The organism is Hydrogenophaga sp. T2 (assembly GCF_049843535.1).
GTDB classification, from domain to species: Bacteria; Pseudomonadota; Gammaproteobacteria; order Burkholderiales; family Burkholderiaceae_C; genus Hydrogenophaga; species Hydrogenophaga crocea.
In genome coordinates, this window is the sequence record NZ_JBBHZJ010000002.1 from 263,353 (window position 1) to 276,838 (window position 13,486).

Here is a 13,486-nt window from a genome sequence, read left to right on the forward strand (position 1 = left end):
TTCAATCGAGCTTGCCGTGGCAGGCCTTGTACTTCTTGCCGCTGCCGCAGGGGCAGGGATCGTTGCGTCCGACGCGGGGCACGTCAGCGGCGCGCGCGCCACCGGCGGTGGTCTCGGCGTCGCCGGTTTCGGTGGGCGCGGTGTAGGTCACGTTGCTGATGGCCTCGGCACGCTCTTCGAGCTGCTCGGCCGCCTGCGAGATCTGCTCGGCCGACTGCACACGCACGTTCATCAGGATGCGCGTGACGTCGTTCTTCACGGCGTCGAGCAACTGCCCGAACAGCAGGAAGGCCTCGCGCTTGTACTCCTGCTTGGGCTGCTTCTGCGCATAGCCGCGCAGGTGGATGCCCTGGCGCAGGTAGTCGAGCGCGGCCAGGTGTTCCCGCCACTGCGAGTCGATGGTCTGCAACAGCACCACGCGCTCGAACGAGGTGAAGTTCTCTTCGCCCACGAGCGCCACCTTGGCATCGAAGGCGCTCTTGGCCGCGGCCAGCACGCGCTCGACGATGTCGTCGACCTCGATGGATTCGGCCTCCGACACCCACGAGGTCACCGGCGCATCGATCGACCATTCCTCGCGCAGCGCCTTCTCGAGCGCGGGCAGGTCCCACTGCTCTTCCACGCTGCCCTCGGGGGCGAACTGGTGCACGAGATCGGTCACGGCGCCGTCGCGCAGCGAGTCGATCTGCGCGCGCAGGTCCTGCGCGTCGAGGATGTCGTTGCGCTGCTGGTAGATCACCTTGCGCTGGTCGTTCGCCACGTCGTCGTACTCGAGCAGCTGCTTGCGGATGTCGAAGTTGCGCGCCTCGACCTTGCGCTGCGCGCTCTCGATGCTGCGCGTGACGATGCCGGCCTCGATCGCCTCGCCCTCGGGCATCTTGAGGCGGTCCATGATGGCGCGCACGCGGTCGCCCGCGAAGATGCGCATCAGCGGGTCGTCGAGCGACAGGTAGAAGCGGCTCGAGCCCGGGTCGCCCTGGCGGCCCGAGCGGCCGCGCAGCTGGTTGTCGATGCGGCGGCTCTCGTGGCGTTCGGTCGCGATGATGCGCAGGCCGCCCAGGCCCACCACCTTTTCATGGTCGGCCTGCCACTGGGCGCGCAGCGCTTCGGCGCGCGCGGCCTTGGTGGCGTCGTCCAGCGAGGGGTCGGCGTTGACCGCGTCGATCATCTTCTCCAGGTTGCCGCCGAGCACGATGTCGGTGCCGCGGCCCGCCATGTTGGTGGCGATGGTGATGGCGCCTGGACGGCCGGCCTGCACGATGATCTCGGCCTCGCGCGCGTGCTGCTTGGCGTTTAGCACCTGGTGCGGCAGCTTGGCCGCGGTGAGCAACTGCGAGATGACCTCGGAGTTCTCGATCGACGAGGTGCCCACCAGCACAGGCTGACCGCGCTCGTGGCATTCGCGGATATCGGCAATGGCCGCGGCGTATTTTTCCTGGGTGGTCTTGTAGACGCGGTCGAGCTGGTCCTGGCGCTTGCTCGGCCGATTCGGCGGGATCACCACGGTCTCGAGGCCGTAGATCTCCTGGAATTCGTAGGCCTCGGTGTCGGCCGTGCCGGTCATGCCCGAGAGCTTGGTGTACAGGCGGAAGTAGTTCTGGAAGGTGATGGACGCCAGCGTCTGGTTCTCGGGCTGGATCGCCACGCCTTCCTTGGCTTCCACGGCCTGGTGCAGACCGTCGCTCCAGCGGCGGCCGGCCATCAGGCGGCCGGTGAACTCGTCGACGATCACGATCTCGCCGCCCTGGTTCACGTAGTGCTGGTCGCGGAAGTACAGGTGGTGCGCCTTGAGCGAGGTCACCAGGTGGTGCAGCAGCGTGATGTTGGCCGGGTCGTAGAGCGAGGCGCCTTCGGGCAGCAGGCCGGCCTTGGCCAGCAGCTGCTCGGCGTGCTCGTGGCCCTGCTCGGTGAGGTGGATGTTGCGGGCCTTCTCGTCGAGCGTGAAGTCGCCGGCCTTGATCACGCCCTCGCCGGTGCGCGGATCGGCCTCACCCTCCTGGCGCGTGAGGCGCGGCACGAGCTGGTTGATGGCCACGTACAGCGCGGTCTGGTCTTCGGCCTGACCGCTGATGATCAGCGGTGTGCGCGCTTCGTCGATCAGGATCGAGTCGACCTCGTCGACGATGGCGTAGTGCAGCGCGCGCTGCACGCGGTCGGCCGCCTCGTAGACCATGTTGTCGCGCAGGTAGTCGAAGCCGTACTCGTTGTTGGTGCCGTAGGTGATGTCGGCGCGGTAGGCGGCCTGCTTCTCCTCGCGCTGCATCTGCGGCAGGTTCACGCCCACCGAAAGGCCGAGGAAGTTGTAGAGGCGGCCCATCCACTGCGCGTCGCGGCTGGCGAGGTAATCGTTGACGGTCACCACGTGCACGCCCTTGCCGGCCAGCGCGTTCAGGTAGACCGGCAGCGTGGCGGTCAGCGTCTTGCCCTCGCCGGTGCGCATCTCGGCCACCTTGCCGTTGTGCAGGGCGATGCCGCCGATCATCTGCACGTCGAAGTGGCGCATCTTCATGACGCGCTTGCTGGCCTCGCGGACCACGGCGAAGGCCTCGGGCAGCAGGGCGTCGAGGGTCTCACCACCCGCGACGCGCTGCTTGAACGCGTCGGTCATGCCGCGCAGTTCCTCGTCGCTCAGTTTCTCGAACTGCGGCTCCAGGGCATTGATGCGATCGACCGTCTTGCGGTACTGCTTGAGCAGGCGGTCGTTGCGGCTTCCGAAGAGCTTGGTGAGGAAATTGGTGGCCATGTTGAAGCGCCTGCGGCAGGCGCTGGGCACCTGGGCGGACGATGGTGTCGTTCAAGGGGGCACGGACGTGCCCGGGGCTGGTGGACGCGGATTGCCGGTTGCAGATGCAGGCGGACCCGCGGCTTTCAAGCGCGAAGCGGCGATTTTAGCCGGGGGGCCTGACCCGCGTCAGCGCCCGGCCGGGGCCTTGGCGGCGGCGTCCCCGCGGGCCAGCTGCTCGCCCGCGCGCAGGAATTTCTGGGGATCCTGGGGCACGCCCGCGACCCAGACCTCGAAGTGCAGGTGGGGGCCGGTGGAGCGGCCGCTGTTGCCCACGTCGGCGATGCGCTGGCCGCGGCGCACGATGTCGCCCTTCTGCACATGCACCTTGGAGGCGTGCGCGTAGCGCGTGACCAGGTTGTTGCCGTGGTCGATCTCGACCAGGTTGCCGTACGCGGGATGGAATTCCTGGGCGATCACCACGCCGCCCGCCGCGGCCAGGATGGGCGTGCCGATGTCGGCGGGAAAGTCGAGACCGGTGTGCAGGGCCGATTGGCCGGTGATGGGGTCGATGCGGAAACCGAAGGGCGAGCCCGGGCGCACGCCCACCACGGGCTCTTCGGTGGGCACCATCGAGCGCTGGATCTTCTGGTCGAAGAGGCGCGACTCGATGGCCGTGAGCCAGTCGACCCGCGCGCCGCTGCCCGCGTCGAGCGCGTCGAGTTCGCGCGAGAGCTCTTCCAGCGTGAGCGATCGGTTCGCCACCAGGGCGCCGCCCGAGCCGGGCAAGGGCGGGCGCGACTGCGCAGGCTCCAGGCCCGCGAGGCCCGACACACGTTCACCCAGCGCGTCGATCTGCATCAGCCGGGCCTGCATCTCGCCGAGCTTGCGCGCCATGGCGTCGAGATTGGCGCGCAGGTAGGCGTCGCGGTCGCCGGCGTTGTCGCGGTGCACCAGCCGGGCCACCGATTCGAAGCCGGGCCAGCCGCGCCGGATGCCTTCGAGGAACACCCAGTGGTAGGTCGCCACGGCGCCGAACATCAGCAGCAGCACGGCCAGCACGGCCGCGCCGATCAGCTTCCAGCCGTTGAGGTGAAGGGCCTGGCGACGCGCCAGCCAGGCGTCGGTGATGATGATGTGCACGTCCTTGTCCTTTCGCGGGCCCCGGGCCCTGCTGCCGGCGGGGCCTGGGCGAAAATCGCGCCATGCCCGCTCACCGATCGCCCTCGTTCCTCAGCCTGCAGGAGGCCGTGGGTGCCGCCCCCACGCTGGCCTTGCTGCGCGAGCGCGCCGAAGCCTCGCAACGCTGCCTGGCCCTGGTGCGCCCCCTGATGCCCGCCGGGCTGCGCCAGCAGGTGGCGCCCGGACCCTGGGGCGATGGCGAGTGGTGCCTGCTGGTGGGCAACGCTGCCGCGGCCGCGAAGCTGCGTCAGCTGCTGCCCGCGATGCGCGAAGTGCTGCTGGAAAACGGGGCGCAGGTTAGCGCAATCCGCATCAAGGTCCAAGTGCCGGGGCGATGAGCCCGCGCGGGTGGGGGTCGGGTGGTGCCGCTTGTCCGAATCGAACGGACGACCTATCGCTTACAAGGCGAGTGCTCTACCAACTGAGCTAAAGCGGCACGGGACGGCCATTCTAGAGAAGCCCGGGCGCGCGCCCAGGGCGCGCTGCGCCGCCGGTCACTTCACGCGTTTGAGCTGCGGACGGCCGCCGGGGCGCGGGCCATCGCCGCCGTCGCCAGGCTCGGCGGCCGGCGAATCGGGCGTGACGGCGCGCAGCGGCGTGGCCGGCGCGGCGGGTGGCGGAGCCTCCACCCCCGCGGCGATCGGCGCCGGCGCGGGAAAGGCCATGCCCTGACCGTTCTCGCGCGCGTAAATGGCGATCACGTGCGTGACCGGCACCACGATGTCGCGCGCGATGCCGCCGAAGCGGGCCTTGAACTCGATGAACTCGTTGCCCAGGCGCAAGCCGTTGGTGGCGTCCATGCTCACGTTGAGCACGATCTCACCGTTCTTCACGTACTCCATGGGCACCTGCACCGAGGCGTCCACGTGCACCGCGATGTAAGGCGAGAAGCCGTTCTCGCTGCACCACTCGTACAGCGCCCGGATCAGGTAGGGGCGCGTGGAAGGCACGGGCGCTTCGGGAAGGCTCATGGCGAGCGCCTTACTTGCGCATGACCTTTTCGGACGGGGTCAACGCTTCGATGTAAGCCGGGCGCGAGAAGATGCGCTCGGCGTACTTGAGCAGCGGCGCGGCGTTCTTGCTCAGCTCGATGCCGTAGAAGTCGAGGCGCCACAGCAGCGGCGCGATTGCGACGTCGAGCATCGAGAAGTTGTCGCCCAGCATGTACTTGTTCTTCATGAACACGGGGGCGAGCTGGGTCAGGCGGTCGCGGATGTGCGAGCGGGCCTTTTCGAGTGCCTTGTCGTTGCCCTTGCTGCTGCGCGACTCGAGCACGGACACGTGCGTGAACAGCTCCTTCTCGAAGTTGAGCAGGAACAGACGCACGCGCGCGCGGTCCACCGGGTCACCGGGCATGAGCTGCGGGTGCGGGAAGCGCTCGTCGATGTACTCGTTGATGATGTTCGACTCGTACAGGATGAGGTCGCGCTCGACCAGGATGGGCACCTGGCCGTAGGGGTTCATCACGCTGATGTCTTCGGGCTTGTTGTACAAGTCCACGTCGCGGATCTCGAAGTCCATCCCTTTTTCGAACAGCACGAAGCGGCAGCGGTGCGAATAGGGGCAGGTGGTACCCGAGTACAAGACCATCATGATTGGCGTCTCCTGAAACAGAAAACAGTGGCATGCGTTTGTGCCGGTCCGGCACCGCAGGCCACTGTGGGCGGGAGCCGGCGCGGATCGCGCGCCAGCACCAGGGCTTACTTGACGTCTTTCCAGTACGCGGCGTTCAGACGCCAGGCGACCACGGTGAAGAACCCGAGGAAGATGAGCACCCAGACGCCCAGGCGCACGCGGGTGTTGGCCGCGGGTTCGGCCATCCACTGCAGGTAGGCCACGAGGTCGCCCACGTTCTGGTCGTACTGGGCCTGGGTCAGCTTGCCGGGTTTGACCTGGGTCCAGCCGGTCAGCACCTCGGTCTCGTGGCCGTGGCTTTCAACCTTCTTGTAGACCGGGGCGCGCTCGCCCTGCAGCTCCCACAGCGGGTGCGGCATGCCGATGTTCGGGAAGGCCTTGTTGTTCCAGCCGGTCGGCTTGGTCTCGTCGCGGTAGTAGCTGCGAAGCAGCGTGTAGAGGTAGTCGGGGCCGCTGCCAGCGCTGCTCGAGCGCGAACGCGCCACCAGCGTCAGGTCGGGCGGGTTCTTGCCGAACCAGTCCTTGGCCAGCTTGGGATCGATGGCCGCCTTCATGGTGTCGCCGATCTTGTCGGTGGCGAAGGTCAGGTTTTCGGCGATCTGCTTGTCCGTCAGCCCGATGTCGCGCAGGCGGTTGTAGCGCATGAACGCGGCCGAGTGGCAGTTCAGGCAGTAGTTGACGAACAGCTTGGCGCCGTTCTGCAGGGCGGCCATGTCGTTGGTGCGCTGGGGCGCGCGGTCCAGCGGAATGCCGCCACCGGCGGCCAGTGCGGCACCGCTCACACCCAGGCTCAGGGCGAGGGCCAGAAGGATCTTCTTCATTGCTCTGTTTCTCCGGGAACGCGTGGGGTCAGTGCGGCTGGAAGGTCACACGGTTGGGCACGGGCTTGAACTCACCCAGGCGGCTCCACCACGGCATCAGCAGGAAGAAGCCGAAGTAGAACAGCGTGCCCACCTGGGAGACGCGCTCGCCGATCGGCGAGGGCGGCAGGATGCCCAGGTAGCCCAGCACGAAGAAGTTGAGCACGAACACGGCGTAGAGCCACTTGTTCCACGTCGGGCGGTAGCGGATCGACTTGACCGGGCTGTTGTCGAGCCAGGGCAGGAAGAACAGGATGATCACGGCCGCGCCCATCACGACCACACCCCAGAACTTGGCGTCGATGGACAGCATGGCGGCGCTCACGGCGATCGCGGCGGCCACGATGCCGCCCTTGACGGCACCGTTCACCTTGGCCTTGAGCACACCCAGCACGGCGCCGAGCACCACGCAGGCCACGAGCACGTACATCATCTCGGCGGTGATGGCGCGCAGCATCGAGTAGAAGGGCGTGAAGTACCAGACCGGCGCGATGTGCAGCGGCGTGGTCAGCGGGTCGGCCGGGATGAAGTTGTTGAACTCCAGGAAGTAGCCGCCGAACTCGGGCGCGAAGAACACGATCGCCGAGAACACCATCAGGAACACCGACACGCCCAGGATGTCGTGCACGGTGTAGTACGGGTGGAACGGGATGCCGTCGACCGGCTTGCCGGACGCGTCCTTGTTGGCCTTGATCTCGACGCCGTCGGGGTTGTTCGAACCCACTTCGTGCAGCGCGATGATGTGCGCCACCACCAGACCCAGCAGCACCAGCGGCACCGCGATCACGTGGAAGCTGAAGAAGCGGTTCAGCGTGGCGTCGCCCACCACGTAGTCGCCGCGGATCAGCAGCGCGAGGTCGGGGCCGATGAAGGGGATTGCGGAGAACAGGTTCACGATCACCTGCGCGCCCCAGTAGGACATCTGGCCCCAGGGCAGCAGGTAGCCCATGAAGGCTTCGGCCATCAGGCACAGGAAGATCGCGCAGCCGAACACCCAGACCAGCTCGCGCGGCTTGCGGTAGCTGCCGTAGAGCAGGCCGCGGAACATGTGCAGGTACACCACCACGAAGAACGCCGAGGCGCCGGTGGAGTGCATGTAGCGGATCAGCCAGCCCCAGGGCACGTCGCGCATGATGTACTCGACCGAGGCGAAGGCCACGTTCGCGTCGGGCTTGTAGTGCATCACCAGGAAGATGCCGGTGACGATCTGGATCACCAGCACCAGCAGGGCCAGCGAACCGAAGAAGTACCAGAAGTTGAAGTTCTTCGGTGCGTAGTACTCGGCCAGGTGCTCGTTGTAGAGCTTGCTCAGCGGGAAGCGGTTGTCGACCCAGTTCAGGGCCTTCTGGCTCAGCGGCGCGTCGGGGGAGATCTCTTTGAATTCAGCCATGGGGAAGCCTCATTGATTCGATGACGCGGCCTCAGGCCGACTTCTCTTCGCCGACCACGAGCAGGTTGTCGGACGCGTAGTAGTGCGGCGGGATCTCGAGGTTGTCGGGCGCGGGCTTGTTCTGGAACACGCGGCCGGCGACGTCGAACGTGGAGCCGTGGCAGGCGCAGAGGAAACCGCCCTTCCAGTCGTTGGGCAGCGACGGCTGCGGACCGGGAGTGAGCTTGTCGCCGGGCGAGCAACCCAGGTGGGTGCAGATGCCCACGGCCACGAAGAACTCGGGCTTGATCGAGCGGTGGCGGTTCTTGGCGTACGCCGGCGTGGGGATGGCCGTGCGGTTGGAGTTCGGGTCGGCGAGCTGGGCCTCGTCTTTCTCCAGCGTGGCCAGCTGCTCGGGCGTGCGGCGGAAGATCCACACCGGCTTGCCGCGCCATTCCACGATGCGCTTCTCGCCGGGCGCGATGGTGGAAATGTCCACTTCGACAGCGGCGCCGGCGGCCTTGGCGCGCTCGGAGGGCTGGAAGGAGCTCACGAAGGGCACGGCAACGGCCGCGGCACCCACGCCACCCATGGCGCAGGAGGTGATCAGCCAGGTCCGGCGGCTGCTGTCCACAGTGCCGTTGGTGGCCCCAGCGACTTGGCCGCTGTTGGCAGTAGCTTCACTCATGGGAGGAGTCTTTCTCGGGGTCGAGGGTGGGGATCTCAGGGACAACCCGGCATTGTACTGGACCGGTTTGCGGGTTTTCGAAGCTCCTTGCAGCGCAGTCGGTCTATCGCGCGACAGTGCCGCGCAAAGCCGGCGCCGGGCCCATGGCGCATGTGAGAATGCCGCCCACAACAACCCCCGAGGAGCAGCCCATGGGCATGATGCAGGAGTTCAGAGAGTTCGCCGTCAAGGGCAATGTGATCGATCTCGCGGTCGGCGTGATCATCGGCGGCGCCTTCGGCAAGATCGTCAGTTCGCTGGTCGACGACGTGATCATGCCGGTGGTGGGCCTGGTGTTCGGCAAGCTCGACTTCAGCAACCTGTTCGTCGTGCTCGGCAGCGTGCCCGAGGGCACCGCGCGCACGCTGGCGGCCATGAAACAGGCCGGCGTGCCGGTGCTGGCCTATGGCAATTTCATCACGGTGGGCATCAACTTCCTGATCCTGGCCTTCATCATCTTCATGATGGTCAAGCAGGTGAACCGCCTCAAGCGCGAAGCGCCGCCGGCGCCGCCGGCCGCCACGCCGGAAGACATCGTGCTGCTGCGCGAGATCCGCGACAGCCTCAAGCGCTGAGCGCACTGGCCGCCGCGGCGGCCTCGATCGCGGCGAGCAGGCTGTCCGCGCTGGCGATGCCCTGGCCCGCGATGTCGAACGCGGTGCCGTGGTCAGGGCTCGTGCGCACGAAGGGCAGGCCCAGCGTGGTGTTCACGCCGTGCTCCACGCCCAGCAGCTTCACCGGGATCAGCCCCTGGTCGTGGTACATGGCCACGACCACGTCGAACGCGCCCTGGCGCGCGCGCATGAACACCGTGTCGGGCGGGTGCGGCCCGCTGGCCTCGATGCCCTCGGCCCGCGCCGCGGCCACGGCGGGCGCGATGTGCTCGATCTCTTCGCGACCGAACAGCCCGCCCTCCCCCGCGTGCGGATTCAGGCCGGCCACCGCGATGCGCGGCCGCGCCAGCCCCATGCGCCGGAAGTGGGCCTGGGTGATGCGCACGGTCTGCAGCACGTTCGGCGCCCGCACCGCATCGAGCGCTTCGCGCAGTGCCACGTGGATGCTCACGAGCACGGTGGCCAGGCCCGGGGCGCTGAGCATCATGCGCACGGGCACGGCGTCGATCGCCACGCCCAGGTGTTCGGCGGCCAGCGCCTGCAGCAGCTCGGTATGGCCGGGAAACGGCTCACCGGCGGCGGCCAACGCCTCTTTGTGCAGCGGGGCCGTGACGAGCGCCCGGGCCTGACCGGCCAGCACCGCGCGGGCGCCTGCCCGCACGGCCGCGGCCGCCGCCCGGCCAGCCTGCGCCGAGACCGCGCCCCAGGGCAAGACGGGCAGCGCCTCGCCCACCTGCACCAGGGCCACCGCGCCGGGTGGCCGCGTCGCGGCGTCGGCCACCGTCGCGAGCTCGGCCAGCACCGGCGGGCCGGCCGGCGCCACCAGGCGCGCGGCGCGGTGCAGCGTGCCCACGTCGCCCAGCACCACGACCCGTTCGCGCAGCGCGGGGCGCTCGATCAGGGCGCGCATCACGGTCTCGGGGCCGATGCCCGCGGGATCGCCCATGCTGATGGCCAGCGGGAGATTGGTCACTGGACTACCCTCCGTCCTACGGACTGCGGGGCTATGCGCCTTGGGAGCGGCCCGGCGGCTCATGCCGGGTTCGGAATGTCGATGAACCGGTGCTCGATGCCGAGCTCGGACGCCACCTGCATGGCCACGGCTGGCGCGCCGTAGCGCTCGGTGGCGTGGTGGCCGCAGGCCAGGTAGGCCACGCCGCATTCGCGCGCGTAGTGGGCCTGCGGTTCGGAGATTTCGCCGGTGATGAAGGCGTCGACGCCGGCGGCGATCGCGGCCTCGAAGTAGCCCTGCGCACCGCCCGTGCACAGGCCGATGCGGCGCACCGGGCGGTCGGGTTCGGCCACCAGCGTGACTGCGCGACCCAGCGTGGCCTGCACGTGATCGGCCAGGGCGCGGGCGCTGGCGGCTTCACGCCGCCCCACGAAGCCCAGCGACTGGTCGCCGAAGCGCACGCCGTCTTCGAGTGCGATGCCGAGCACCCGGGCCAGTTGCGCGTTGTTGCCGAGCGCGGGGTGCGCATCCAGCGGCAGGTGGTAAGCAAAGAGGCTGATGTCGTGCGCGAGCAGGCGCGACAGGCGCTGTTTCATCCAGCCGGTCACGCGGCCGTCCTGGCCGCGCCAGAACAGGCCGTGGTGCACCACGATGGCGTCGGCCCCAGCCTCGATGGCGGCGTCGATGAGCGCGCGGCTCGCGGTCACGCCACTGACCAGCCGGCGCACCTCGCTGCGGCCCTCCACCTGCAGGCCGTTCGGGCCGTAGTCCTTGAACGCCGCGGGCTGCAGCAGGGCGTCGAACGCGTGGGCGAGTGCGTCGCGGGTGGTGCTCATCGGTGGGTCGCCGGGCAGGCGGGACTTGAAAAGCGGCATTCTGACAGCCACGTGCAAGGCCCGGGGATGCAGGACAATCCCGTTTTCCGCCGCTCGCACCACCGCTCCGAATGAAACGCCTCTGGCTCGTGTTTGCCCAAACCGTCACTGTCCTGGTGGCGGTGCTCTTCGTGGTCGCCACCCTGCAGCCGCAGTGGCTGGGCCGGCGCGCCATGCCCTCGGTGGTGCCGGTGTTCGAGGCCCTGCCCGGCAGCTCGCCCGCGGTGGGCGGCGATCCCGGCGCGGTGAGCCTGCGCGCGGCGGCCAAGGCGGCTTCCCCAGCGGTCGTCAGCATCAACACCAGCAAGGCCGCCCCCAACAACCCCAACAGCGCCGACCCCTGGTTCCGCTTCTTCTTCGGCGACCAGGCCAACAACCAGCCCCAGACCGGCCTGGGCTCGGGCGTGATCCTCAGCCCGGCGGGTTACGTGCTGACCAACAACCACGTGATCGAAGAGGCCGACGAGATCCAGGTCATCCTCAACGACGGCCGCCAGGCCAGCGCCCAGGTGATCGGCACCGACCCCGAGACCGACCTGGCCGTGCTCAAGATCGGCCTCACCGACCTGCCCGTGATCACGCTCGGCGACTCCGACGCGCTCGAGATCGGCGATCCGGTGCTGGCCATCGGCAACCCCTTCGGCGTGGGCCAGACCGTCACCAGCGGCATCGTGAGTGCGCTGGGCCGCACGCAGCTGGGCATCAACACCTTCGAGAACTTCATCCAGACCGATGCCGCGATCAACCCGGGCAACTCGGGCGGCGCGCTGGTCGATGTGCATGGTCACCTGATGGGCATCAACACCGCGATCTATTCGCGCTCGGGCGGCTCCATGGGCATCGGCTTCGCCATTCCCACTTCGACCGCGCGCAGCGTGATGGAGGCCATCGTCAAGGACGGCCAGGTCACGCGCGGCTGGATCGGCGTGGAGCCCCAGGACCTCACGCCCGAGCTCGCGGAAAGCTTCGGCGTGGGCGTGCGCAGCGGCGTGATCATCACGGGCGTGCTGCAGAACGGCCCCGCGGCCCAGGCCGGCATCCGGCCGGGCGACGTGATCACGAAGGTGAAGGGCCGCGAGGTGCGCGACGTGCCGCAGCTGCTGTCGGCCGTGGCCGCGCTGCCCCCCGGCGAAAAAGCCGAGCTCGATGTGCTGCGCCGCGAAGCATCGCTGAAGGTTCAGGTGACGCCCGGCAAGCGCAACCTCGCGCGCCAGGCCGTCAACCGCCGCTGAAGCCGCCTCAGGCGGCGGGCTTCTGGTCCGCGGCCTCTTCGTCCTCGCCGTCCTTGCGGCCGTTCTTGAGGAACAGCTGCGCGCCCCAGATGCCGAGCTCGTAGAGCACGCACATGGGCACGGCCAGCGCGAGCTGCGAGATCACGTCGGGCGGGGTCACCACGGCGGCGATGATGAACGAAATGACGATGAAGTAGCCGCGGAAATCCTTGAGCTTCTGGATCGAGACCATGCCCATCTTCACGAGCAGGATGACCACGATGGGCACCTGGAAGGCCAGGCCGAACGCGAGGTACAAGCCCAGAATCGCTTCGACGTAGGACGCGATGTCGGGCGTGGCGGCCACGCTGGCGGGCGTGAACTTCTGGATGAACGCGAACATCTTGTCGAGCACGAAGAACTGCACGAACGCGATGCCCGCATAGGCCAGCAGGCTGCCCAGGAAGATCAGGGGCACGGCGAAGCGCTTCTCGTGGCTGTAGAGGCCCGGCGCGATGAACGACCAGAGCTGGTACATCCACCACGGCAGCGACAGCAGCACGGCGGCCATGGCCAGCACCTTGAGCGGCACAAAGAACGGCGAGAACACGCCCACGGCGATCAGACGCGCGTCGGGCGGCATGTGGGCGCGGATGGGCACGGCCACGAGATCGATCAGGCCGGCCGGCCCGGGCCAGATCGCGAGCGCGGCCATGCAGACCGCCAGACCGATGACGCTGTAGAGGAGCCGATCGCGCAGCTCCATCAGGTGCTGCACGAAGGGCTGTTCGGTGCCGGCGAGCTCGTCGGCGGGATCGGGCTTGTCGGACATCAGGATTTGCTGGACGGGCGGGGCCGGAAGCGGGCCACGCGGGCCGCGCCCGACTGGGTGCGCGTGCGGATGCCGGCGCGGGACTTGAACCACTGCGGCACCGCCTTCTGCTTCAGGCGGAAATTCTTCTTGGGGTGCTTGTAGACCGGGAACACCGGCTGGCCGTAGGCGTCGGTTTCACCGGGTTCGCGCAGCGGCTCGTTCAGGCCCGCCGTGGCCTCGGACCAGGACTTCTCGAAGTCGCTCGCGCCCGATTCGACCGAGGTCTGCACGTCGCGCGCCGCGCTTTCCACCGAGTCCTTCATCTTCTTGAGCTCTTCGAGCTCCATCGAACGGTTGACCTCGGCTTTGACGTCGGCCACGTAGCGCTGGGCCTTGCCCAGCAGCGTGCCGACCGTGCGCGCCACGCGCGGCAGTTTCTCGGGACCGATGACGACCAGCGCCACCGCACCGATGAGCGCGAGCTTGGAAATGCCCAGATCGATCATGGATCAGCCCTTGCAGAGA

Annotated in this window: 14 protein-coding genes and 1 tRNA gene; 3 read left to right on the forward strand and 12 right to left on the reverse strand. The window is 68.3% G+C overall.

Annotated elements, in window-relative coordinates:
* Position 1: 1 nt before the first annotated feature.
* On the reverse strand, positions 2-2,743 hold the full coding sequence (gene secA / locus WDZ95_RS04820) for a preprotein translocase subunit SecA (RefSeq protein ID WP_166230482.1): 2,742 nt from the start codon (positions 2,741-2,743) through the stop codon (positions 2-4).
* Between the two features lie 168 nt (positions 2,744-2,911).
* Positions 2,912-3,865, reverse strand: coding sequence for a M23 family metallopeptidase (locus WDZ95_RS04825; protein WP_166230480.1), 954 nt, complete (start codon positions 3,863-3,865; stop codon positions 2,912-2,914).
* Positions 3,866-3,927: 62 nt separating this feature from the next.
* On the opposite strand from WDZ95_RS04825, the gene WDZ95_RS04830 reads away from it, so the two are divergent.
* The gene (locus WDZ95_RS04830) at positions 3,928-4,242 is read left to right on the forward strand and encodes a hypothetical protein (RefSeq protein WP_425776613.1); all 315 of its coding nucleotides are present in this window, start codon (positions 3,928-3,930) and stop codon (positions 4,240-4,242) included.
* 22 nt (positions 4,243-4,264) lie between these two features.
* On the opposite strand, the gene WDZ95_RS04835 is transcribed toward WDZ95_RS04830, so the two are convergent.
* From WDZ95_RS04835 to petA, 6 genes are all read right to left on the reverse strand, one after another.
* Positions 4,265-4,340, reverse strand: a tRNA-Thr gene (locus WDZ95_RS04835).
* A 58-nt stretch (positions 4,341-4,398) separates the two neighbouring features.
* On the reverse strand, positions 4,399-4,875 hold the full coding sequence (locus WDZ95_RS04840) for a ClpXP protease specificity-enhancing factor (protein WP_425776614.1): 477 nt from the start codon (positions 4,873-4,875) through the stop codon (positions 4,399-4,401).
* A 10-nt stretch (positions 4,876-4,885) separates the two neighbouring features.
* Positions 4,886-5,497 carry a glutathione S-transferase N-terminal domain-containing protein gene (locus WDZ95_RS04845; protein WP_166230474.1) on the reverse strand — a complete coding sequence of 204 codons (612 nt, stop codon included), beginning with the start codon at positions 5,495-5,497 and terminating at the stop codon, positions 4,886-4,888.
* Positions 5,498-5,604: 107 nt separating this feature from the next.
* The gene (locus WDZ95_RS04850; RefSeq protein WP_166230472.1) at positions 5,605-6,360 is read right to left on the reverse strand and encodes a cytochrome c1; all 756 of its coding nucleotides are present in this window, start codon (positions 6,358-6,360) and stop codon (positions 5,605-5,607) included.
* Between the two features lie 28 nt (positions 6,361-6,388).
* Positions 6,389-7,789, reverse strand: coding sequence for a cytochrome b (locus tag WDZ95_RS04855; RefSeq protein ID WP_166230470.1), 1,401 nt, complete (start codon positions 7,787-7,789; stop codon positions 6,389-6,391).
* 31 nt (positions 7,790-7,820) lie between these two features.
* A complete protein-coding gene (gene petA, locus WDZ95_RS04860) occupies positions 7,821-8,456 on the reverse strand; it encodes a ubiquinol-cytochrome c reductase iron-sulfur subunit (RefSeq protein WP_425776617.1) in 636 nt (211 codons plus the stop codon).
* 191 nt (positions 8,457-8,647) lie between these two features.
* Here petA and mscL point away from each other — a divergent pair, with 191 nt between their 5' ends.
* Complete coding sequence (gene mscL / locus WDZ95_RS04865) at positions 8,648-9,070, forward strand: large conductance mechanosensitive channel protein MscL (RefSeq protein ID WP_166230466.1); 423 nt, start codon at positions 8,648-8,650, stop codon at positions 9,068-9,070.
* On the opposite strand, the gene pdxA is transcribed toward mscL, so the two are convergent.
* Together pdxA and WDZ95_RS04875 are read right to left on the reverse strand one after the other, a co-directional pair.
* Positions 9,060-10,082, reverse strand: coding sequence for a 4-hydroxythreonine-4-phosphate dehydrogenase PdxA (gene pdxA, locus WDZ95_RS04870; RefSeq protein WP_425776619.1), 1,023 nt, complete (start codon positions 10,080-10,082; stop codon positions 9,060-9,062). The genes mscL and pdxA overlap by 11 nt on opposite strands.
* A 59-nt stretch (positions 10,083-10,141) precedes the next feature.
* Complete coding sequence (locus tag WDZ95_RS04875; RefSeq protein WP_425776621.1) at positions 10,142-10,897, reverse strand: Nif3-like dinuclear metal center hexameric protein; 756 nt, start codon at positions 10,895-10,897, stop codon at positions 10,142-10,144.
* 110 nt (positions 10,898-11,007) lie between these two features.
* Between WDZ95_RS04875 and WDZ95_RS04880 the strand changes: the two genes are divergently transcribed.
* Complete coding sequence (locus WDZ95_RS04880) at positions 11,008-12,168, forward strand: Do family serine endopeptidase (RefSeq protein ID WP_166230460.1); 1,161 nt, start codon at positions 11,008-11,010, stop codon at positions 12,166-12,168.
* Positions 12,169-12,175: 7 nt separating this feature from the next.
* On the opposite strand, the gene tatC is transcribed toward WDZ95_RS04880, so the two are convergent.
* Together tatC and tatB are read right to left on the reverse strand one after the other, a co-directional pair.
* On the reverse strand, positions 12,176-12,979 hold the full coding sequence (tatC, locus tag WDZ95_RS04885; RefSeq protein WP_425776623.1) for a twin-arginine translocase subunit TatC: 804 nt from the start codon (positions 12,977-12,979) through the stop codon (positions 12,176-12,178).
* Entirely contained in the window at positions 12,979-13,467 is a 489-nt protein-coding gene (gene tatB / locus WDZ95_RS04890) for a Sec-independent protein translocase protein TatB (RefSeq protein WP_425776625.1), read from the reverse strand. Before tatB ends, tatC begins: the two co-directional genes overlap by 1 nt.
* Between the last annotated feature and the right edge of the window lie 19 nt (positions 13,468-13,486).

Excerpts from the sequence above, each read along its gene's own strand:
- WDZ95_RS04845 (WP_166230474.1), bottom strand. The coding sequence starts at position 5,497 with ATGATGGTCTTGTACTCGGGTACCACCTGCCCCTATTCGCACCGCTGC.
- WDZ95_RS04855 (WP_166230470.1), bottom strand. The coding sequence starts at position 7,789 with ATGGCTGAATTCAAAGAGATCTCCCCCGACGCGCCGCTGAGCCAGAAG.
- tatC (WP_425776623.1), bottom strand. The coding sequence starts at position 12,979 with ATGTCCGACAAGCCCGATCCCGCCGACGAGCTCGCCGGCACCGAACAG.
- WDZ95_RS04840 (WP_425776614.1), bottom strand. The coding sequence starts at position 4,875 with ATGAGCCTTCCCGAAGCGCCCGTGCCTTCCACGCGCCCCTACCTGATC.
- WDZ95_RS04830 (WP_425776613.1), top strand. The coding sequence starts at position 3,928 with ATGCCCGCTCACCGATCGCCCTCGTTCCTCAGCCTGCAGGAGGCCGTG.
- WDZ95_RS04850 (WP_166230472.1), bottom strand. The coding sequence starts at position 6,360 with ATGAAGAAGATCCTTCTGGCCCTCGCCCTGAGCCTGGGTGTGAGCGGT.
- WDZ95_RS04875 (WP_425776621.1), bottom strand. The coding sequence starts at position 10,897 with ATGAGCACCACCCGCGACGCACTCGCCCACGCGTTCGACGCCCTGCTG.
- secA (WP_166230482.1), bottom strand. The coding sequence starts at position 2,743 with ATGGCCACCAATTTCCTCACCAAGCTCTTCGGAAGCCGCAACGACCGC.
- WDZ95_RS04880 (WP_166230460.1), top strand. The coding sequence starts at position 11,008 with ATGAAACGCCTCTGGCTCGTGTTTGCCCAAACCGTCACTGTCCTGGTG.
- tatB (WP_425776625.1), bottom strand. The coding sequence starts at position 13,467 with ATGATCGATCTGGGCATTTCCAAGCTCGCGCTCATCGGTGCGGTGGCG.
- mscL (WP_166230466.1), top strand. The coding sequence starts at position 8,648 with ATGGGCATGATGCAGGAGTTCAGAGAGTTCGCCGTCAAGGGCAATGTG.
- petA (WP_425776617.1), bottom strand. The coding sequence starts at position 8,456 with ATGAGTGAAGCTACTGCCAACAGCGGCCAAGTCGCTGGGGCCACCAAC.